The sequence below is a fragment of the Ochrobactrum sp. Q0168 genome, from assembly GCF_016427605.1.
Classification (GTDB): domain Bacteria; phylum Pseudomonadota; class Alphaproteobacteria; order Rhizobiales; family Rhizobiaceae; genus Brucella.
In genome coordinates this window covers 238,798-258,962 of record NZ_JAELXQ010000004.1, presented here as the reverse complement: position 1 = coordinate 258,962, position 20,165 = coordinate 238,798, and the positions used below count along the sequence as shown (strand labels likewise).

Genomic DNA, 20,165 nt, shown 5'->3' with positions numbered 1-20,165 from the left:
CCTGTTTTCTGCAGCGCGCAATATTTGCACTGCCTGAATAATCAATTTCCGTTTGAAATTTTATGCGTTACACAGAACAGGAATAATTTTCTCATTTCTGGAATGCGTGCTGAATGACTCATCAACAGATACTGTCCTTCACTGTGATCATACTCATGATGGGGGCATTTATCTGGGGCAAGTTTCGATATGACGTTGTAGCGCTTTGCGCGCTTCTGCTCGCCGTCGCGGTCGGTGTCGTCCCCTATGATCAGGCGTTCAGTGGTTTCAGTGACGACATCGTCATCATTGTGGGCAGCGCACTTGTCGTTAGCGCGGGCGTTGCGCGTTCCGGTCTGATGCAGCTCGCCGTCCAGCGGTTTTTGCCGGAAATGAACAGCGTTCGATTGCAGCTTGCCGTGTTGGTCGCCATCGTGACGGTCCTTTCGGCTTTCGTGAAAAATGTCGGCGCGCTGGCGATCATGATTCCTGTCGCGTTTCAGTTTGCCCGCCGCTCCAATGTCTCGCCCTCGACATTTCTGATGCCGATGGCCTTCGGCGCGCTGCTCGGCGGGCTGATGACGCAAGTGGGCACCTCGCCCAACATCGTCGTTTCGCGCATTCGTGGCGAGATGGTCGGCGAGCCTTTTACCATGTTCGATTTCACGCCGGTCGGCGCTGTGCTTGCGGCTGTCGGTCTTGTCTATCTCGTGTGCTTCTACTGGCTGGTGCCGCAACGCACCCGTGAAAATGTTTCGCTTAACGAAGCCATCAAGATCAAGAACTACGCTTCGGAAGCCCGCGTTTCTAAATCCTCTCCGCTGGTCGGCAAGCAGATATCAGAACTTATTCGCCCCGCCGAAGGCGAAGCCATGGTCACAGCCATTATCCGCAAGGAAGGGCGCATTACGCCCCTGCCCGACACGGTCCTTGCCGAAGACGATATCGTCATGCTGGAAGGCGACCCGAAAGCGCTGGATACGGTCGTCAGCGCCGGAAAGCTCACGCTCTCGGAAAATCGCGATCCGAACGACACGAGCGGATCCACTGATATCGAGGTGGTAGAGGCGGTTTTTGGCAAGAAATCGCATCTTGTCGATCTATCGGCGCAGCGGCTGGAGGTTTATGCGCGCTATGACGTCAATCTTCTCGCCGTCAGCCGTCCGGGCGAACGCATCACGGAACGATTGAGCGAAGTGCGCCTACGCTTTGGTGACGTGCTGGTACTGCAAGGCAGACAGGCCAGCCTATCCACCTTCCTGCCCGAATTCGAACTTTTGCCCTTGGCGCGGCGCAAGCTGATGCTTGGAAATGTCCGCAAGAGCATGATACCGCTGGCAATTCTGATTGTCGCCATCGGCGCAACCGCTTTCAGCCTCGTGCCGGTTGCCGTGGCGTTTTTCGCAGCTGCGGTTGCGATGCTGCTGTTCAAGGTGATCCCACTCAACGAAGTCTATGACGAGATCGACGGCCCAATTCTGGTGATGCTGGCCGCACTGATACCGGTTTCGGACGCGCTGAGAACCACAGGCGGCACGGATCTAATTGCGGAAGCGCTTGCCACCCTAGGCCACCAGCTACCACCCGCTGGTGCGCTGGCGCTGATACTGGTGGCCGCGATGATGGTAACGCCGTTTCTCAACAATGCAGCCACGGTTCTGGTCATGGCGCCCATTGCGACCAGCTTTGCCGCTGGCCTTGGTTTCAAGCCGGAAGCTTTTTTGATGGCGGTCGCCATCGGCGCGGGGTGCGATTTCCTCACGCCCATCGGCCATCAGTGCAACACACTGGTTATGGGACCGGGCGGTTACAAATTCAGCGATTACCCGCGTCTTGGACTGCCGCTTTCTATCATCATCGCCATCGTGACTGTGCCGACACTGATGTTCTTCTGGCCGCTCAGCTAAAGCTTCTGCGCGCGAATATCCAGGCGAGGCTTTCCGCCACGATCTTCTCGACGGTATCGGCCACATCGGCCCGAAAAACAAGCGGCTCACCCAACGGGCTTTCCAGCGTTGCGATCTGGCTTTCGAGCATGGCGACCGGCATGAAATGGCCTGTCCGATGCCCCATATGCTCATGAAGAACTTCGAACGTTCCATCGAGGAAGATAATCAGAACCGGCGCGCCGGCAGCGGCGCGCAAACGATCCCGATAGACTGCTTTCAGCGCCGAACAGGAAACGACTATGCCATCATTTGCTGCGGCCAGCTGTTCGCCGATCTTGTCCAGCCACGGCCAGCGATCTTCATCCTGAAGCGGAATGCCCGCCGACATTTTATCGACATTAGCCTTGGGGTGTAGCGAATCCCCTTCCAGAAAGGGCAACTGCAATTCGGCAGCAATCTTCTCGCCGACAGTGGACTTTCCGGACCCCGAAACGCCCATTACAATTATACGCAGCATCAATATCCTCACAGGCTCGCCGACACGCTGGCATCGGCATGCGAAGTCAAAAGATCTTCGCAAAAACAAAACGGATCACGCAACGCGAGCGATGTGCCGCGTAACCCGTCGACCTGTCAAGCTTCAGTTAAAATAATGTGGCTCAATTGAGCGGGATCGCGTTACCATCCTTCTGGGACTGATATGCGCCGGACATCGCGTCGTATTTGGCGCGAATGGCATCAAGACGCTTTTCAAGCCGCGAACGATCAGGCTCCGGCAGAGCTGCGACCAGCTTGGGCAGGGAATGGCTATGCCAGAAGGCATTGTCGCGATTATAACCGCCCGGCTCCAACGTGAAGACTTCCTTGAGAATTTTCAGATCGTGCGGGATGGAAAACGCATCGCGCGAATCTTCATGGCTGAACAGATAATAGAAATTGTCGAAGCCGCTCCAGGTGATGGCCGAAAGGCACATCGAGCATGGCTCATGGGTTGAAAAGAACACCATATCCCTGGTGTTCGGTCTGCCCTTTTCCGGCATTTCATAAAAGCGCTTCAGCGTGTGTACTTCACCATGCCAAAGCGGGTTTTCCGTCTCATTGTTGGTTTCCGCCAGAACGAGTGAAAGATCGGACTTTTGCAGCAGCGCTGCACCGAAAATCTTGTTGCCAGCGGCAACGCCTTTTTCCGTCAGCGGGATGATATTGTTCTCAAGGACTTCGATCAGTCGTTCCAGAAGTTTCAGATCGTTCGACTGCAAAGGCTCTCTCCTCATCTCTTATCGGAAATACGCCGGGCGCGAACGCCCGGCGTTCCACGACTATTCCGCGAAGAACGCGAAGCGGATCACGAACAGGGCCGCGACCAGCCAGGTTGCAAGGTGAACCTCACGCGCCTTGCCCGTAAAGGCCTTGAGCACGACATAGCTGATGAAGCCGAAGGCAAGACCATTGGCAATCGAATAGGTCAGCGGAATAGCCAGTGCGGTAAGCGCAGCAGGCGTTGCTTCCGTAATGTCGTGCCATTCGATTTCGGTCAGTTCGCGCATCATGAGGCAGGCAACATAGATCAGCGCTGGTGCGGTTGCGTAAGCAGGGACCGAACCGGCAAGCGGCGAAATAAACAGGGCAGCCAGAAACAGCAGCGCGACGACCAGAGCCGTAAGACCGGTGCGACCGCCTGCCTGCACGCCGGAGGCGCTTTCGACATAAGCCGTTGTAGATGAGGTGCCCAAAAGCGAGCCGCCGAGAATGGCCGTGCTGTCGGCAAAGAGCGCGCGACCGAGACGGTTCGGCTTGCCCGGTTCGATCAGGCCGCCACGCTTGGCGACGCCGATCAGCGTTCCCGTGGCGTCGAAAACTTCCACCAGCACGAAGACCAGGATCACGTGCAGAATGCCGGTATGGAGCGCGCCCATAACGTCGAGCTGCAGGAAGGTCGGCGCAAGGCTTGGCGGGGCGGAGAACACGCCGTTGAACTGGCTGATGCCAAGCGCTATCGACGCAATCGTAATCACCAGAATGCCGATCAGGATCGAACCGCGAACCTTGAGCGCATCCAGAACCGCGATAATGAAGAAACCCGCGATAGCAAGCAGCGTACCGGCTTTGGTCAAATCGCCAAGGCCGACGAGCGTTGCTTCATTACCGACCACAACGCCTGCGGTTTTAAGGCCGATGAGCGCCAGGAACATACCGATACCGGCTGCAATAGCGCTTCGAAGCGAATGCGGAATGCCTTCCACCAGCCAGCGGCGGATACCCGTTACCGTCAGAAGGAGGAAGATGACGCCGGAAATGAAAACAGCTCCGAGCGCCTGCTGCCAGCTGAAGCCCATGGCTCCAACCACTGTGAACGCGAAGAATGCGTTGAGGCCCATGCCGGGCGCCATGCCGATCGGCCAGTTGGCGACAAGCGCCATGATGATCGAGCCGAGCGCAGCGGCGAGACAGGTCGCCACAAAAACAGCGCTTTTATCCATGCCCGTGGTGGACAGGATATCCGGGTTGACGAAGATGATGTAAGACATCGTCAGGAAGGTCGTCACGCCGGCGATGATTTCCGTCCGCGCGTTGGTGCCGTGTTCCTGTAACTTGAACAGCTTTTCGAGCATCGTTCCTCCGAGGCAAGTAGGCCCGTTTCTCGGGTGCCCACGCCAATTCCGCCACGGACAGATCTGCTGCGCCGCCACGAAATACAGAATGGAGCAACCCATCGGGATTGCCGAAATGTTAGACGCCGCCGCATTGTGCACGGACGGACTGGTTCCCCATACACCTCATTGCAGGCAATGCACAGTTCTCTACACGATCTGCACACAATTCTGCCTTGAGAATGCCTATTTATTGACTTGATGAAGTGTGGACTGACTTGTCCCCGAACGCCAGTTCCCCATTTGCGGGGAAATATTTGAAAGTGCTTCAAAAAAAGCGCCCACCTCGGCGGGCGGGCGCAGTTTTCAACCTGTTGATTAGAAAACGCTTTTCAGCAAAAGCGCAGTCGCATACATGCCGAGCGCAAAAAACGTATGTGCGACGAGGTTCATAATACGGACATGACGCGCATTCGGCAAACGGGATGCTGCCCAACCGATTCCAAGCCCCGGCTGCAACAGAAACCAACCAGCGGCGACCGTTAATATGCCGAAGATCCAGACGGGGAGAAAGACAGGGTCTGCGAACCATTCAGCCCCGCCATAAAAAGCGAAAATCACGCCATAAAGAATGCCGACACCATAATGGCCGATCCAACCAAGCGCGACTTCGTGCTTATAGGGCGTAGCCTTGCCGATGTCGTCATGAAAAATCTGGCCTTCGCGTAAGTGCCAGAACCAGCGACCAACCCGCCCCCAGTTTGGAGCCGACTGTCCCGGTATGGCAGCCAGCACGATCGCCCAGATATCCATCACGACCGTCGCACCAATCCCAATCAGGATACCGCGCCATAAGAGATCTATCATCTTGCGAGCCCCATCCTCTTGCGAACGTTTGTGTCATCGGGCGATCAGTTAGCAATCTGATCGCCCGATGCGCAAGGATGCCAGTCTCAGTATAGATGTTTGCACACAATATTACGGCTAAGCCGCTGTAATAATCGTTTGAATAGTCATTGCTCTGAAAAGAGAGCGACGATGAAGAAGCACCCAAAGCCTGAACATCTCAACCTTGAAATGCTCTTCATCATCTGCCCCCACGAGATTGAGTATATGAGGGGCAGCGTAAGAAACAATTCGAACTTGTCTCAAAACGGGATCAGAATTGTCCCAAATGCAAAAGAATCTCGAAAAAACCGGCAAAAATAGAACTAATCCCACAAGGAAGCGACAGACATGTGACAGCCATCTCGCGCGCTGGCAAGTTCAAATCTTCAATGAATCGGAGAAAAAGGTTGTCAGCTGGAATGCGCTGATCAAGAAAGAAATCGCTAAAATACTTAATAGAAATGCAGAAAAAGCAAAAGCGCCGGGACTGGAGACCGACGCTTTATCACTTTATTTCAGTTATACTCGATGGGTGGTCCTTCGAAAGACTCTCCATAAGCACTTAACGACCGAAGACGGCGCTCTGGATCTGCGAACGCGAAACGCCGATGTCGGCAAGAAGATGGTCGTCCATTGCACCGAGTTCACGAACTGCACGGCGACGGGATACATATTGCTGGAATTTCTGACGAATGTTCATTTGCTCTCTCCTCGTTTGGATGAGCATGAAATAGGCGTTTGTCTAAATTTCCACCACGGATATGATTGCAAATGAGGCATGCGTTTTCGCGGGAGCTCTGAGCCTTGAAAAAGTCGAAATCGCGCCTGTCGATTTATACTGGCCCAGCCATGGTTTTACTAAAATGTCTTTTGCCAATGTGTCTCCAATCGATTAGAGGATCGGAAAAGAGCCTCCTCCCCTCTCTCTTTCGGCCTCGGCGGTTTCGGACCCGTCTTTACGGACATAGTCATGCTTTACGGAATTTTCCTCGCGTTTGCTTCCTATGCTGCATTCGCTATCAGCGACGCCTGCGTCAAGTTTATTGACGGCTCGCTATCTGCCTACGAAACCGCATTCTTCGGTGCTGTGCTTGGTTTGCTTGCCGTTCCCTTCACCAAGAAAGCCGGTGAGAGCTGGATCGACATGTTTCGAACCACCAATGTGAAGATGTGGCTTCTGCGCATGGTCACGACAACGATGGGAACCGTAGGCAGCGTTACCGCCTTTACACATCTTTCCATGGCGGAAGCCTTCGCACTGATTTTCCTGTTGCCCGTATTCGTCACCATATTGTCCGTCGTGTTCCTCAAGGAGCAGGTCGGCTGGCGGCGCTGGCTGGCGGTCGCCATCGGCTTTGCGGGTGTTATGGTGGTCCTGCGCCCCGGTTTCCGTGAATTGTCCATCGGCCATCTCGGTGCCCTCGCCGCCGGTATGGGTGGTGCGGTCGGCATCATCATTTTCCGTGTGATGGGCAAAAAGGAAAAGCGCATTTCGCTCTATACAAGCGGGCTTATCGGCCCCATCGTGATTTGCGGAGCGCTGATGCTCCCAACCTATCAGGCCCCGGATACGATGCAATGGGTCTATCTTGCAGGATATGGCCTACTGGCAGCGCTCGCCAATATTCTGCTGATGCTGGCGGCACATCACGCGCCCGCCAGTGCGATTGCCTCACCGCAATATAGCCAGATGATTTGGGCGATCCTGTTTGGCTATTTCGTCTTCCACGACCATATCGATGTGGCGATGCTGATCGGTATCGTTTTGATCGTCATCTCGGGGATGTTCACATTCATCCGCGAACGCCAGCGCGGCGTCGAAGGACCACCCGCGGTCGCCACGTCCGACCCAACCCCGGCTCTGGTTGAAGAAAACCCGCCGCAATAGCGTCTCATAGCTATTGTCATCAGCGCAAACGTGGCAGGCTTTGATTATTCAGTTGCCACGATGCTGAAACATGATAAATATACTCATATTAAATTGGGGTGTGCTGGCTTTTTCCTGACGGCAGGATATCCCGAAAGCATTTCTGCCCCTTTGGAAAAGCACCTTTATCGCGGTTAAGAGGAACGATTCCGACATTGAGCTTCTGGCATTCCATGACCTGGCACGCAGAAGGCATTCGGGTGGTCGCTCCGGTCAAATGGCGTGTGTTCGACGGTCTGGTCAGCGCGTTTTGGGAAGCAGAAAGCCAGACCGGCGCCACAGGCTATTTCCTGTCCGACGACCCGCGCATCATGATCTTCTTCAACGATGTGTCGTCGAACATCAGCATATCCAATATGCAAAGCACGCTCAAACAGCATTACCGTCCGATGATGCGTGCCATCTATCTACCGGCAGGTCTGCCGCTTTGGACGAAAACGGTCTCGATGCACCGTTTCTCCCATCTGAACCTGCACTTTCATAAAGATCGGCTGCTCAAATTCCTGACACCGGCGGTAGGCACTTCCGCTGCAATGACGGCCTTGCGAAGTCCGGCGGAAATTCAGGACATCGGAGCGGTCGAAACGCTGGCCAGACTACTGGTGGATGAAACGGCTAACCCCACCAAACATGCCCTGTTCGCGGAAAGCCTTGTCGGCAGCATTCTGGCCAGTCTGCTCGATATCTCTGCGGACGATAGCGGTCATAGTTATGGCCGTCTCACCCAGGCCCAGATGAACAAACTTCATGCCCGTTTCAATGCATGCGGCGACGGACGGCTCAGCGTTGCTGAAATGGCCGCGACTGTAGGGCTCTCCGAAAGCTGGTTTTCCAACGTCTTCAAGCAGACGACCGGAAAGACCCCTTTGCAATGGCAGCTCGGCAAACGCATTGATCTCGCGCAGGACCTGCTGATCGGCGGCAATGTGACGGTCGCAGCTGTGGCTGCTCAACTTGGCTTTACCGATCAGGCACATCTCACCAAAGCTTTCCGACAGATTGTCGGCGAGACCCCGGCTGCTTGGCGCCGTTTGCAGCAGCGCCGATAAGGCCGGGTCTCACCAGGTCTGACGAAGCGTTGCCGTGATCTCACGGCCCGGATTGTAGAAATACGCACCGGAACCGCCGTTGGCGACATGCTTCTCATCGAACAGATTGCTCGCATTTACCTGAAGCGTGGTGTTTTCTTTGATGTTGTAGCTGAACGAGGCATCGACCACGACGCTGGACTCGCCCATGCCTATTTTTGGTGTCGGGTTATTCGCATTGCCCAGATAATATGAGCCGATGTAGCGCGCGCCGAGGCCGAAGGTCATGTCGCCACGCGCACCTTCGCCTTCCAGCGTATAGGTGCCCCAGATGGACGCCATGTGTTTTGGAACCATTGCAAGGCGATTGCCGTCGTAAATGCCGCCCGGTTCTTCGATCTTGGAGTCGATATAGCTATAGGCGGCGATTACATTGATGTTACGCGCAACTTCCGCCTTGGCCTCAAGATCGACACCGCGATGCCGCACTTTCTCGACGCTGGAAGGCAGATAAGTCACGCTGTCATAGACGGTGAAGTTTTCCTTCGTCAGGTCGTAGATCGCAGCGCTGAACAGCGCCGGAAATGCATCCGGCTGATATTTGACGCCAATTTCGTACTGCTTGCCGGTTGTGGGCTCGACGCCGACTTCAGTCGGTGCGACGGATTCCGCGTAGCTTACATAGGTCGCGACTTCGTCCGTAATGCGATAGGTCAGACCGAAGCGCTTGCTAAAATCGCTATGATCGCCTTTATCAGTCACGCTTGTCAGCCGGTTTTCCTCGGTGAGGTCCAGCCAGTCATTGCGCAGCCCCATGGAGAAGATCAGCTTATCGTAGAAGACCAGATCCTGCTGTAGATAAAGCCCCGTCGTCTTCTGCTTGTCTCGCGTGCTCGTATAAGGCGCGGTTGATAGCGGCCCGCCTGTGTAAACGGGGTTTGTCCAGTCAATGCCGGGAGCCGCTCCCCACGATGTGGCATCGCTCGACTTATAATTATTATACTCTAGCCCCACCAATGTGCGGCTTTCGACATTATCGAAATTCGCTTCATATAGAAAATGCGAGTCGATGATGAATTGTTCGCTGGAGCTTTCATTGCCGAAGAAATAGCGATCCGCAATGGTCGAACCATCAGTGGGTGTACCGCCAATATAGGCATAACCGAAATCGCTGTCCGTTTTGCTGTAACGCGCATTGGAGCTGAAGCTCAAACCATTGCCGAAGTCATGATCGAACATGGCACTCAGCGCGTTTCGCTTCGTACCGCGGAAATTATAGTCCGGCTCGCCGAAAAAGCGGCTACGGCTGAAATCCGTGCCGATGGGATGGCCGCCGCCGCCGGGTGTACCGTTCCTGTACAGGTGATCGTAAACCACGGTCAGACTGGTGGCCGCGTCGGGGCGCCAGGTCAGGCCGCCCATGACGAATTTATCGTCATTGCGCGAATAGTCATATTCGGCGTTGGCATCCTGAAATTTGCCGGTGAAACGGTAGGAAAGCGTGTCGTCCTGGGTGATATTGTCGCCAAAATCAACGCCGACTTCCTTATGTTCGAAAGAGCCGCCAGTGATATATGCTTCCCCGAAGCGCTCGCTTCTCGGGCGCTTGGTGACATAATTCACGGCACCGCCCGGTTGGGAAACGCCGAAGCCAGACGAGTTCGATCCTTTCAGAACTTCCACACGCTCATAAGCGAATGGTTCCTCGCGAATGCCGCCAAAAGGCCGTCCAATGACCAGTCCGTCACGATAGGTATAAGCGTCGAAACCACGAATCTTGAAATAGTCGAAGCGGTCGTCTGAGCCGTAGAAGTCGGTGTTGACGCCTGAGGTATATTGCAGCACCTGCTCAACAGTTTGAGCATTGCGGTCCTGAATCTCCTTCGCCGTGATTACGGAGACCGATGCGGGCGTATCGAGGATTTCGGCTGGAATTTTGCCGCCGATTGTCGTCTTGCGCGCAACGATGGACTTGGAATCGTCATCGCTTCCGCCCGCGCCGTCGACGGTAATGGTCTGAAGAACAGTCGTAGAACCAGACGTCTTCGCCGCATCCTGAGCGGAAGCCACGCCCGGCATGATGAGCGCCAGCGCCGTACAGCCCAACAAAGCGGCGTTGCGGTAACGGATTCTGGTTTGCCTGTTGTTATCCAATGTCTTTGCGATGTTCATGCTCACGTTCCAGAATCCGGTTATGCGAAAAAAGGCGGCCAACTTGACCGACAGCGTCAAAAGGGCATTAACTTGATAAACATTGTCCAGTATTGTAAAAACCGGTTTTTTTGTAAAAAGCCACGGATATTTCATATCGCTTCGGTCAAGCCTCCCGGGTCGCACTTGACGGCGTATATTTAACCTGAGAGTAAAAGGCCACTTTTAAAGAACCTGAAAGCAAGGAGAATGCGCCCATGTTGCGGTTCATTCGCTCACCGCTGATGTTCGTCGCATCGCTTCTCGTTATATTTTGCATGATAATGGTGGCGGGCGGTTCTGCTTCAGCCGACGAAAGCCAGACCTATCCCATTGTGATCAAACATGCTTTCGGCACGACCACCATCCCCGAGAAGCCGAAGCGAATAGCGACCGTCGCATGGGCGAACCATGAAGTACCCCTGGCTTTAGGCGTGGTGCCGGTTGGCTTTGCGGCGGCGAATTTCGGCGATGACAATGGCGATGGCATGTTGCCATGGGTTGAAAAACGACTGAAAGAACTGGGCGCGGAAAAGCCTGTCCTGTTCGATGAGGGCGATGGTATCGATTTCGAAGCCGTGGCGGAAACCAAGCCTGATGTCATCCTCGCTTCCTATTCGGGCCTGAGCCAGTCGGATTACGATACGCTGAGCCAGATCGCGCCCGTCGTGGCCTATCCGGAAGCGCCATGGTCCACGGACTGGCGCGACATGATCCGCCTGAACAGCGCGGGCATGGGCATGGCTGCCGAGGGTGAAGCGCTCATCAGGAAAATCGACAGTGAAATTGCCGATGCTGTGACTGCCTATCCGCATCTCAAAGGCAAAGCGGCGATGTTCGTCACCCATCTCGACGCGACAGACCTCAGCACGATCAATTTCTACACGACGAACGATACACGGGTGCGGTTCTTCAACGATCTCGGACTGGTATCTCCCAAGAGCGTTGTCGATGCATCCAAGCCCGGCCAGTTTTCCGGCTCCGTCAGCGCCGAACAGATCGATGCATTCGATGATGTCGACATCGTCGTTACCTATGGCAGTGAAGAATTATACAATGCCATGAAAAACAATCCGCTGATGGCCAAAATGCCGGTGGTCGCCAACAACGCTATCGTCATGCTCGGCAGGAACCCGCTCGGCACGGCGGCAAATCCCACGCCGCTCTCGATCTCCTGGGTACTGAAGGATTATGTCGGCTTGCTTGCGCAGGCGGCTGACAAGACGAAATGACAGCCCACAGCAGCCAGATCGCCCCTTACAAACCGCAATTCGGCAAAACGCATCGCACAAGAGCAATGTGGCTGGTGGTCGTCATCGCCTGCCTTGCCCTTCTTTGCTTCCTGTCGGTTTCGCTAGGCACCCGCAACGTGAGTTGGGCAGACATAGTTGCGGCGCTCGGCGGTCAGGTTGATACAATCGGTCAGGCGGCGGTGTCACTTCGAATTCCGCGTACCTTTCTTGCCCTTCTGGCTGGCGCAGCGCTTGGACTGTCCGGAGCGGTTATGCAAGGTGTGACACGCAATCCGCTCGCGGATCCGGGCATACTGGGCGTCAATATGGGTGCTTCCCTTGCCGTGGTCATTGGTGTTGCATGGTTTAACATAGCATCATCGCAAGCCTTCATCTGGGCCGCCATTCTCGGTGCGGGATGTGCAGCCACGTTCGTGTATACGATCGGCTCGCTCGGTCGCGGTGGTGCGACACCGCTCAAACTCGCGCTCGCCGGGGCTGCCACATCCGTCGCGTTCTCGTCGATGGTAATTGCCGTCGTGCTCCCCCGTAACGACATAGCAGGTGGTATACGGTCCTGGCAGATCGGCGGGGTCGGCGGAGCAACATTCGACCGAATTTCCCATGTCCTGCCTTTTCTCGCTGTCGGCTTTCTCGTCAGCCTTTTGTCGGCGCGTAAACTCAATTCACTGGCGCTCGGCGACGAGCTTGCCGCTGGCCTTGGCGAAAATGTTGCTGTCGCGCGCGCCATGGCGGCGCTCGGTGCAATCCTTCTGTGCGGCGCGACAACCGCCATCTGCGGTCCCATCGGCTTTGTCGGCCTCATTGTTCCGCATCTCTGCCGCCTGCTTGTCGGTGTCGATCACCGCTGGCTCCTGCCCTTTTCTGCCCTGATCGGCGCGTGCCTGCTGGTTGGCGCAGATGTGGCTGGTCGCCTTGTCGCACGCCCGGCGGAACTTGATGTCGGCATTGTCACGGCTTTTGTCGGTGCGCCGTTCTTCATCTGGATCGTGCGACGTCAACGGGTGCGGGAGCTGTGACCATGGTATCGCCGACCGTAGCCATCATTGCGCAAAACCGTCGCTTGCGCGCCCGAAAGCGCGCCGCCATTCTCGCCTTATTGCTGGTGCTGCTCGCCGCGTTTTTCGCGCTGGCGCTGATGCTCGGTCAGTCCTTTACGCCGCCATCCGACGTGGTGCGCGTATTGCTCGGCGAACATGTGCAGGGTGCAAACTTTACGGTCGGCCAGCTGCGCCTGCCACGTGCAGTCCTTGCGGTTCTGGCCGGATTGAGCTTCGGACTGGGAGGCGTTGCCTTTCAGATCATGCTGCGCAATCCGCTGGCGAGCCCCGACATTATCGGGATCAGTTCCGGTGCAAGTGCAGCTGCCGTTTTTGCCATCGTTGTGCTTTCCATGAGCGGCCCGGCGGTTTCCATCTTCGCTGTGATCGCAGGCTTGGGTGTTGCCTTGCTGGTCTATGGCCTGTCGTTTCGAAACGGTGTTGCCGGTACTCGGCTGATCCTTGTCGGCATCGGCGTTTCGGCGATGCTGGAGAGCTTCATCGCCTACATCCTCTCCAGCGCTCCAGCGTGGAACCTTCAGGAAGCGATGCGCTGGCTGACGGGCAGCGTCAACGGTGCCCGTCTGGACCAGACACTGCCGCTGCTTCTGGCTCTTTGCGTTTTCGGTGGCCTGTTGTTGAGCCGCAGCCGCGATCTGGAGGCGCTACGATTGGGCGACGATACTGCCGCAGCACTTGGCACACGCGTCGCCACAACCCGCATCATCGTCATCATCGCAGCCGTTGGTATGATTTCTTTCGCGACGGCTGTTACAGGACCCATTGCTTTCGTAGCCTTTTTGTCCGGGCCAATTGCTGCGCGCATCATCGGCAATAACGGCTCGCTACTAATCCCGTCAGCACTCATCGGAGCCGCGCTTGTGTTGGTCGGCGACTATAGCGGACAATACCTGCTACCAAGCCGATATCCCGTAGGCGTCGTCACCGGCGCACTCGGCGCGCCTTACCTGATCTTCCTCATCATACGCGTCAACCGGACTGGAGGTTCGCTATGACCACGCATAGTCTCGCCATAAACCAGCTTTCGTCGGGATATGACGACACGCTCATTCTGAACGATCTCGATCTGGATGTGCCGTCCGGCAAGATCACGGTGATCGTCGGCGCGAATGCTTGCGGCAAGTCCACCCTGCTGCGTACCATGTCGAGACTGCTTGCACCGCGCAAGGGACAGGTGCTTCTCGACGGAAAATCCATTCACAAAATCCCCTCCCGTGAGTTGGCGCGAACCCTGGGGCTGCTCCCGCAATCGCCGATCGCGCCAGAGGGCATTACTGTTGCCGACCTTGTCAGCCGCGGTCGCAACCCGCATCAGAAGATGTTTGCGCGCTGGACACGTGAAGATGATGAGGCTGTCGCCGCAGCCCTGAACGCGACCCAAACCGCAACGCTTGCCGAACGGTCCGTCGATGAACTGTCCGGTGGCCAGCGTCAGCGCGTCTGGATCGCCATGGCCTTGGCGCAGCAGACCGAAGTTCTGCTCCTAGACGAACCGACGACCTTTCTCGACATCGCCCATCAGGTCGAGGTTCTCGATCTTCTGACAGACCTAAATCGGGAACGAGGCACAACCATCGTCATGGTGCTGCACGATCTCAACCTTGCTGCACGCTATGCCGATTTTCTCGTAGCGATGAACGGCGGTCGTCTGCATATGGCCGGCGCGCCGCAAGACGTGCTAACCGAAAAGATGGTTACAGAGGTCTTTGGCCTCGAAAGCCGTATCATCAATGATCCCACTTCCGGTCGGCCGATGATGCTGCCGATTGGCCGCAATCGCATGAAAGCCGATATCGGGCAGGAAAAAGCCATCGCCTGATCGCGATGGCTGCCACATGCGCTTGCTGCATGGCAGACATGCAAGGAATTCTATTCAAAACCGGCCTTTCCATCGCCATCTAACAATCACGGACGAAGAAACTGTCCGTAATGGAGATGAAAATGTTTGCCCGTTTTAACAATCGTTTCGGTCGTGCATTCGCGCAATTTGGCAGCGCTGTCCGCGCTTCTGCTGCAATGCGGGTTGGTCATCAACCTGCTGCGAAAGACCTTGAGACGCTCGGCATCGATGCAAAGCAGTTCCGCGAAATCCACGGATAATATTCGTGTAAAGAGTAATCAGTATCCGCGTTATGGACAGCCCCGGCAAAACCGGGGCTGTTTTGTTTTCATCAGTCTTCGTCGGTTGCCATCTGCGCCAACAGAGCACCTTTGCCGCGCTGTCGCATGATCATCGGCACCACGACAGCCGCGATTGCAAGCGCGATCAGCACGACCGACACCCACGAATGGACAAGCGCCATCGGGTTGCCCTGGCTGATCTGCAATGCCTGACGAAGGCTCTTCTCCGCCATCGGCCCGAGGATCAGGCCAACGACCACAGGCGCAATCGGATAGGAAAAGCGTCGCAGCACGTATCCGAGAAGACCGAATGCCAAAAGCAGGCCTAGTTCGAAGGAAACCGGCAGCCCGAACAACATCGATGTTGAGGCATTGGCGCCAATCGTGCCGAGCGTCGCGAAGACCAGAATGCCCGCATAAAGCCAATGGCGCGGGATGGTGAGCATCTTCACCCACAGGCCGATCAGCGGCAGGTTCAAGATGAGCAGCATCAGATTGGCAACGAGCAAGCTTGCTACCAGTCCCCAGACCAGTGAGGCATTGGTCACGAAGAGAAGCGGCCCCGGCTGCAAGCCGAACTGCTGGAAACCGGCCAGCATGATCGCCGCTGTCGCCGTGGTCGGCAGACCGAGCGTCAGAAGCGGTACAAGCGTACCGGCGGCGGAGGCATTGTTGGCGGCCTCCGGCCCGGCCACGCCTTCGATTGCGCCCTTGCCGAATTCTTCCGGGTGTTTGGAGAACTGGCGTTCCGCCGAATAGGACAGGAAGCTCGACACATCCGCGCCGCCCGCGGGCATCGCGCCAATCGGGAAGCCGATGGCCGTGCCGCGCAACCACGGCATCCACGAGCGTTTCCAGTCGTTCTTGGTCATCCAGACCGAACCCTTGACCGCGATGACTTCATCGTCGGGGCCAAGCTTCTTCGACACGACCGCCAGTGTTTCACCGATGGCGAACAGGGCCACCGCCAGCGTCGTGACATTGATGCCGTCGAGCAGGTTCGGCGTGCCCATGACAAGCCGCGCCTGTCCTGACAACTGATCGATACCGATCAGGCCGAGCGCAAGCCCGATGAACAAAGATGTGAGACCGCGAAGGGTTGAATCGCCGAAAGCCGCCGAGACGGTCATGAAGGCAAGCAGCATCAGCGCGAAATATTCGGATGGGCCGAAGGACAGTGCAAATTTCACCACCCATGGCGCGACGAAGGCAAGCGCCAGCGTGGCGATGAGACCCGCAACGAAGGAGCCAATGGCAGCCGTGGCCAAAGCTGGACCGCCGCGCCCGGCCCTTGCCATTTTGTTGCCTTCCAGCGCCGTGACAATGGAGGCGCTTTCACCCGGCGTATTGAGAAGAATGGACGTGGTCGATCCGCCATACATGCCGCCGTAATAAATACCGGCAAACATGATGAGGGAGCCGGACGGGTCCAGCTTATAGGTGACGGGCAGCAGAAGCGCGACCGTCAGCGCCGGGCCGATGCCCGGTAGAACGCCGACCGCCGTGCCAAGCGTCACGCCAATCAGCGCGTAGAGAAGGTTCGATGGCTCCAGCGCTACCAGCAGTCCATTGGCGAGAAGTACTACAGTATCCATAATATGCTCTTCCCGTTAGACGAAACGTTCAAGCCAGCCGGACGGCAGCGACAGCTGAAGACCACGCGCGAAAATGAACCAGATCACGAAGGCAAAGACGATGCCTGCCGGAACGCTGATCCAGAACTTGCGATAGCCAAAGCCGCGCGCCGTTGCCGCGAACAGCAAGCCGGTGGCGAGCGAAAACCCGGCAGTCTTCATCGTCAGCATCTGGATAGCCAGACCGCCGATGATCCACGCCATGGGGGCAATTTCCTGATGCTCTCTTTCGGGAAAATCACCGCGAAGCGCTTCGATAACCGTCCAGATCGCAAGGCCGAACAATCCGGCTGCAACGACATAAGGAACGGTCTTCGGGCCAACTGGCGAATAGCTCGTCACATCATTGCCGTAAGCCGTAGACCACGCAATGGCGACGGCGACGGCACCAAGAATGAAAGCGATGACAAGAGCGGCAAAATCCGGCGTCGCCCCTTCAGGGCGACGCTCTTCCTGCTGTTGAGATCCTGTCATTTGACGAGGCCGATTTCCTTGAGGATCGTTTCGGTCGCAGCCACATCCTTGGCGAGCTGCTCCTTGAAGGCCGGACCAGCGAGATAGGTATCCGCCCAGCCCTTATCCTTCAGCGCCTTCTGCCAGGATTCAGATTTCACCAGCTTCTCGACATCCGCGTTGATGGCGGCTTCCTGTTCAGCAGTGATGCCCGGAGCGGCTGCGACCATACGCCAGTTCTGGATGGACACATCTACGCCGCCTTCCTTGAAGGTTGGCGCATCGATGCCATCCACGCGATGATCGCTGGAAATGCCGATGATACGCAGTGTGCCAGCCTTGATCTGCGAGTCGAACTCGCCGTAACCGGAAATGCCGACCGTCACCTGATTGCCGAGAATTGCCGCGAGAGCTTCACCGCCGCCCGAAAACGCAATGTAGTTGACCTTGGTCGGATCGACACCCGCTGCCTTGGCGAAAAGGCCAGCCGTGATGTGATCGGTGCCGCCGGCCGACCCGCCCCCCCAGGAAACAGAACCCGGATCAGCCTTCAGCTTGGCGACGAGATCGCCGAGATTCTGAATATCGGATGCAGCCGGAACCACGATCGCTTCATATTCGCCCGTCAGGCGCGCAATCGGCGTCACCTGATCGAGCGTCACCGGCGACTTGTTGGTCAGGATCGCGCCGACCATCACATAACCGCCGACGATCAGCTGGCTGGCATCGCCCTTGTTCTGATTGACGAACTGCGCCAGACCGATGGTGCCGCCTGCACCCGGCACGTTAATGACCTGTACGCTGCTGGAAATCTTCTCGTCTTGCAGCACGCTCTGCATGGTGCGTGCCGTCTGGTCCCAACCGCCGCCCGGCGCAGCAGGCGCAAGCAGTTTGTAATCTTCCGCCGAAGCCGAACCAGCGAGCGCCAATGCAGCGACCGACGTAACGGCCAGAATAAACCTACGCATATGTCCTCCCAAAATAGACGCAAAGCCGCCTTGCGACGGACTTCCCCATTGCCCGCTTCCTCTAGCGTGCTCAAACTACATGGATATCATAAAAAACAATTTCAATAGACCCTGGAGAAGCAATATTTGCTTTTGCGCGTAACAGGGCGAGACTCGCTCATCTCCATGGCAACCTGTACATTTGCTTCGAAACATCCGATTCTTCTTGTAATCTTTGCTCTTCCCCACATTTTCGCCACGCTTGATGCTGGCAACTGGCAAGGAAATAGCCAATGGCCGTCGCTGAAACTGCAACCCATGCCGCGGAGGCTGCGCATCACGGCGGCTTCGATCTTGTTCCCATCGTCGTGCTTTTGGGCGCAGCCGTCATCGCAGTGCCTTTGTTCAAACGGCTCGGCCTCGGCTCGGTGCTCGGCTATCTCGCAGCCGGACTGGTCATCGGACCGTTCGGCATTGGACTGTTTTCTGATCCGCAGGCGATCCTGCATGTTGCAGAACTCGGTGTCGTCATGTTCCTGTTCATCATCGGACTGGAAATGCAGCCTTCGCGTCTGTGGTCGATGCGCGGCGAAATCTTCGGCCTTGGTTTGGCGCAGGTTGCGCTTTGCATTGGCCTTCTCACCGTCGTCGGCCTTGCGCTTGGTTATCCTATCGCGCAAAGCTTTGTCGCGGGCACCGGTTTTGTGCTCACCTCCACCGCAATTGTCATGCAAATGCTGGAGGAACGCCGCGCCCTGGGCCTACCGAAAGGACGCCGCATCGTCGCAATCCTGCTGCTTGAAGACCTCGCCATCGTGCCGCTTCTGGCGCTGGTTGTATTTCTGGCGCCGGGCGGCGAAGAAACCACAATCGCTGACCGCCTGACCGGCGTCGCCATCGGGCTTGCGTCCATCGCCGGTCTGGTACTGGCAGGTCGCTATCTGCTTGATCCCCTGTTCCGCATTCTCGGCAAGGCCAAAGCACGCGAAGTCATGACGGCGGCGGCACTTTTCGTCGTATTGGGTGCGGCACTTGCCATGCAGCTTGGCGGACTATCCATGGCGATGGGCGCATTTCTTGCTGGCGTGCTGCTGTCGGAATCCTCATTCCGTCATCAGCTTGAAGCGGATGTGGAGCCGTTTCGCGGCGTGCTTCTCGGTCTGTTCTTCCTCGGCGTCGGCATGTCGCTCGACCTTGCGGTGATCGCTGCAAGCTGGCAACTCATCATTGTGGCCGTCATTGCCTATATGCTCTTGAAAATGATCGGAATTTACGCCGTCGCCCGCCTGTTTCGCGCCAGTAACCGCGAAGCTGTCGAGCGTGCCGTGCTGATGGCGCAGGGGGGCGAATTTGCCTTTGTCCTTTATGCCGCCGCCACTGCGGTCAACATCATCGATGCCGAGGCCAATGCCATCCTGACGGCGACGATCATCGTCTCCATGGCGCTCACCCCAATCATGATCATTCTGCATGACCGGCTGATGCCAAAACCCGCGCCTTCTATGGAAGATGTGGAGACGGCGGACAATCTGTCGGCCAGCGTCCTCTTGATCGGCTTTGGACGTTTCGGACAGATTGTCAGCCAGCCGCTTCTTGGAAACAGCTGTTCGATTTCCATCATAGAAACCAGCACCGACGCCATCCGCAATGCGCGCGACTTCGGCTTCAAGGTCTATTTCGGCGACGGCTCCCGCCTAGACATTCTGCATGCGGCAGGTGCGCATGATGCGCGACTGATCGTCATCGGCGTCGATGACCGCGAGGCGAGCCTCAAGATCGCCGAACTCGTGAAGGCGGAGTTTCCGCTCGTTCCGGTATTGGCGCGCTCGTTCGATCGCGAACATGCCATCGAACTGATCCATGCCGGTGTGGAATATCAAATCCGGGAAACCTTTGAATCGGCGCTCGCACTTGGCGAAAAAGCGCTGGAACTGCTCGACGTGGATGACGAGGAACGCCAGCGTGTCATGGAAGATGTGCGCCGTCGTGACGGCGACCGCCTTACAATCGAAGTGACCGGCGGCCTTTATGCCGGGCGTGAACTCATTCACGGCAATGCGCCCATCAAGCACAAGAAGGGCGAGCCGGGCAGCCTCGCATGATTTCGCAAAAATTGCGGCGGGGCTGGCCCACCCAACGACGCGGCTCTTCCTAGTTTATAGTTGGTACAATGTTATCATTCGTCCAACCAAGGAGAAGCCTCA

18 protein-coding genes are annotated in these 20,165 nt (G+C 56.6%); 9 read left to right on the top strand and 9 right to left on the bottom strand.

What is annotated here, in order from left to right; all coding sequences use genetic code 11:
• Positions 1–113 precede the first annotated feature (113 nt).
• Positions 114–1,886: an SLC13 family permease gene (locus JAU75_RS10870; RefSeq protein ID WP_199056540.1), complete on the top strand. Its 1,773-nt coding sequence runs from the start codon at positions 114–116 to the stop codon at positions 1,884–1,886.
• Here the strand turns inward: JAU75_RS10870 and JAU75_RS10865 are convergent.
• The 5 genes from JAU75_RS10865 to JAU75_RS10845 form a co-directional block, all read right to left on the bottom strand.
• Positions 1,879–2,385 (bottom strand): gluconokinase, encoded by a 507-nt coding sequence (locus tag JAU75_RS10865; RefSeq protein WP_199056539.1) that lies wholly within the window; start codon positions 2,383–2,385, stop codon positions 1,879–1,881. The two genes, JAU75_RS10870 and JAU75_RS10865, sit on opposite strands and share 8 nt — an antisense overlap.
• Before the next feature lie 142 nt (positions 2,386–2,527).
• A complete protein-coding gene (locus tag JAU75_RS10860) occupies positions 2,528–3,142 on the bottom strand; it encodes a deaminase (RefSeq protein ID WP_371836151.1) in 615 nt (204 codons plus the stop codon).
• A 45-nt stretch (positions 3,143–3,187) separates the two neighbouring features.
• Positions 3,188–4,480: an NCS2 family permease gene (locus tag JAU75_RS10855; RefSeq protein ID WP_199056538.1), complete on the bottom strand. Its 1,293-nt coding sequence runs from the start codon at positions 4,478–4,480 to the stop codon at positions 3,188–3,190.
• Between the two features lie 357 nt (positions 4,481–4,837).
• Positions 4,838–5,326 (bottom strand): DUF2938 domain-containing protein, encoded by a 489-nt coding sequence (locus JAU75_RS10850; protein ID WP_199056537.1) that lies wholly within the window; start codon positions 5,324–5,326, stop codon positions 4,838–4,840.
• 583 nt (positions 5,327–5,909) lie between these two features.
• Positions 5,910–6,047, bottom strand: a complete 138-nt coding sequence (locus JAU75_RS10845; RefSeq protein ID WP_078336882.1) for a DUF1127 domain-containing protein — start codon at positions 6,045–6,047, stop codon at positions 5,910–5,912.
• Between the two features lie 270 nt (positions 6,048–6,317).
• On the opposite strand from JAU75_RS10845, the gene JAU75_RS10840 reads away from it, so the two are divergent.
• Both JAU75_RS10840 and JAU75_RS10835 read left to right on the top strand, forming a co-directional pair.
• Positions 6,318–7,235, top strand: a complete 918-nt coding sequence (locus JAU75_RS10840; RefSeq protein ID WP_199056536.1) for a DMT family transporter — start codon at positions 6,318–6,320, stop codon at positions 7,233–7,235.
• Between the two features lie 194 nt (positions 7,236–7,429).
• Positions 7,430–8,323 carry an AraC family transcriptional regulator gene (locus JAU75_RS10835; protein WP_199056535.1) on the top strand — a complete coding sequence of 298 codons (894 nt, stop codon included), beginning with the start codon at positions 7,430–7,432 and terminating at the stop codon, positions 8,321–8,323.
• A gap of 9 nt (positions 8,324–8,332) precedes the next feature.
• Here the strand turns inward: JAU75_RS10835 and JAU75_RS10830 are convergent, their stop codons facing one another.
• Positions 8,333–10,474, bottom strand: coding sequence for a TonB-dependent siderophore receptor (locus JAU75_RS10830; protein WP_199056534.1), 2,142 nt, complete (start codon positions 10,472–10,474; stop codon positions 8,333–8,335).
• A 296-nt stretch (positions 10,475–10,770) separates the two neighbouring features.
• Between JAU75_RS10830 and JAU75_RS10825 the strand changes: the two genes are divergently transcribed.
• The 5 genes from JAU75_RS10825 (at position 10,771) to JAU75_RS10805 (ending at position 14,906) form a co-directional block, all read left to right on the top strand.
• Positions 10,771–11,724, top strand: a complete 954-nt coding sequence (locus tag JAU75_RS10825; RefSeq protein ID WP_371836156.1) for an iron-siderophore ABC transporter substrate-binding protein — start codon at positions 10,771–10,773, stop codon at positions 11,722–11,724.
• Positions 11,721–12,764, top strand: a complete 1,044-nt coding sequence (locus JAU75_RS10820; protein ID WP_199056532.1) for an iron ABC transporter permease — start codon at positions 11,721–11,723, stop codon at positions 12,762–12,764. The genes JAU75_RS10825 and JAU75_RS10820 overlap by 4 nt, the downstream gene beginning before the upstream one ends.
• Before the next feature lie 2 nt (positions 12,765–12,766).
• The gene (locus tag JAU75_RS10815) at positions 12,767–13,801 is read left to right on the top strand and encodes an iron ABC transporter permease (protein ID WP_199056531.1); all 1,035 of its coding nucleotides are present in this window, start codon (positions 12,767–12,769) and stop codon (positions 13,799–13,801) included.
• A complete protein-coding gene (locus tag JAU75_RS10810) occupies positions 13,798–14,625 on the top strand; it encodes an ABC transporter ATP-binding protein (RefSeq protein WP_199056530.1) in 828 nt (275 codons plus the stop codon). Before JAU75_RS10815 ends, JAU75_RS10810 begins: the two co-directional genes overlap by 4 nt.
• A 122-nt stretch (positions 14,626–14,747) precedes the next feature.
• Entirely contained in the window at positions 14,748–14,906 is a 159-nt protein-coding gene (locus JAU75_RS10805) for a hypothetical protein (RefSeq protein WP_162762585.1), read from the top strand.
• Between the two features lie 71 nt (positions 14,907–14,977).
• Here the strand turns inward: JAU75_RS10805 and JAU75_RS10800 are convergent, their stop codons facing one another.
• Genes JAU75_RS10800 through JAU75_RS10790 form a run of 3 tightly spaced genes read right to left on the bottom strand, consistent with a single transcriptional unit; the run spans position 14,978 to position 17,982 of the window.
• Positions 14,978–16,522, bottom strand: a complete 1,545-nt coding sequence (locus tag JAU75_RS10800; protein ID WP_199056529.1) for a tripartite tricarboxylate transporter permease — start codon at positions 16,520–16,522, stop codon at positions 14,978–14,980.
• Positions 16,523–16,537: 15 nt separating this feature from the next.
• Entirely contained in the window at positions 16,538–17,035 is a 498-nt protein-coding gene (locus JAU75_RS10795; protein ID WP_199056528.1) for a tripartite tricarboxylate transporter TctB family protein, read from the bottom strand.
• Entirely contained in the window at positions 17,032–17,982 is a 951-nt protein-coding gene (locus JAU75_RS10790; RefSeq protein ID WP_199056527.1) for a tripartite tricarboxylate transporter substrate binding protein, read from the bottom strand. The genes JAU75_RS10795 and JAU75_RS10790 overlap by 4 nt, the downstream gene beginning before the upstream one ends.
• 272 nt (positions 17,983–18,254) lie before the next feature.
• Here JAU75_RS10790 and JAU75_RS10785 point away from each other — a divergent pair, with 272 nt between their 5' ends.
• Positions 18,255–20,063 (top strand): monovalent cation:proton antiporter-2 (CPA2) family protein, encoded by a 1,809-nt coding sequence (locus JAU75_RS10785; RefSeq protein ID WP_199056526.1) that lies wholly within the window; start codon positions 18,255–18,257, stop codon positions 20,061–20,063.
• Positions 20,064–20,165 lie beyond the last annotated feature (102 nt).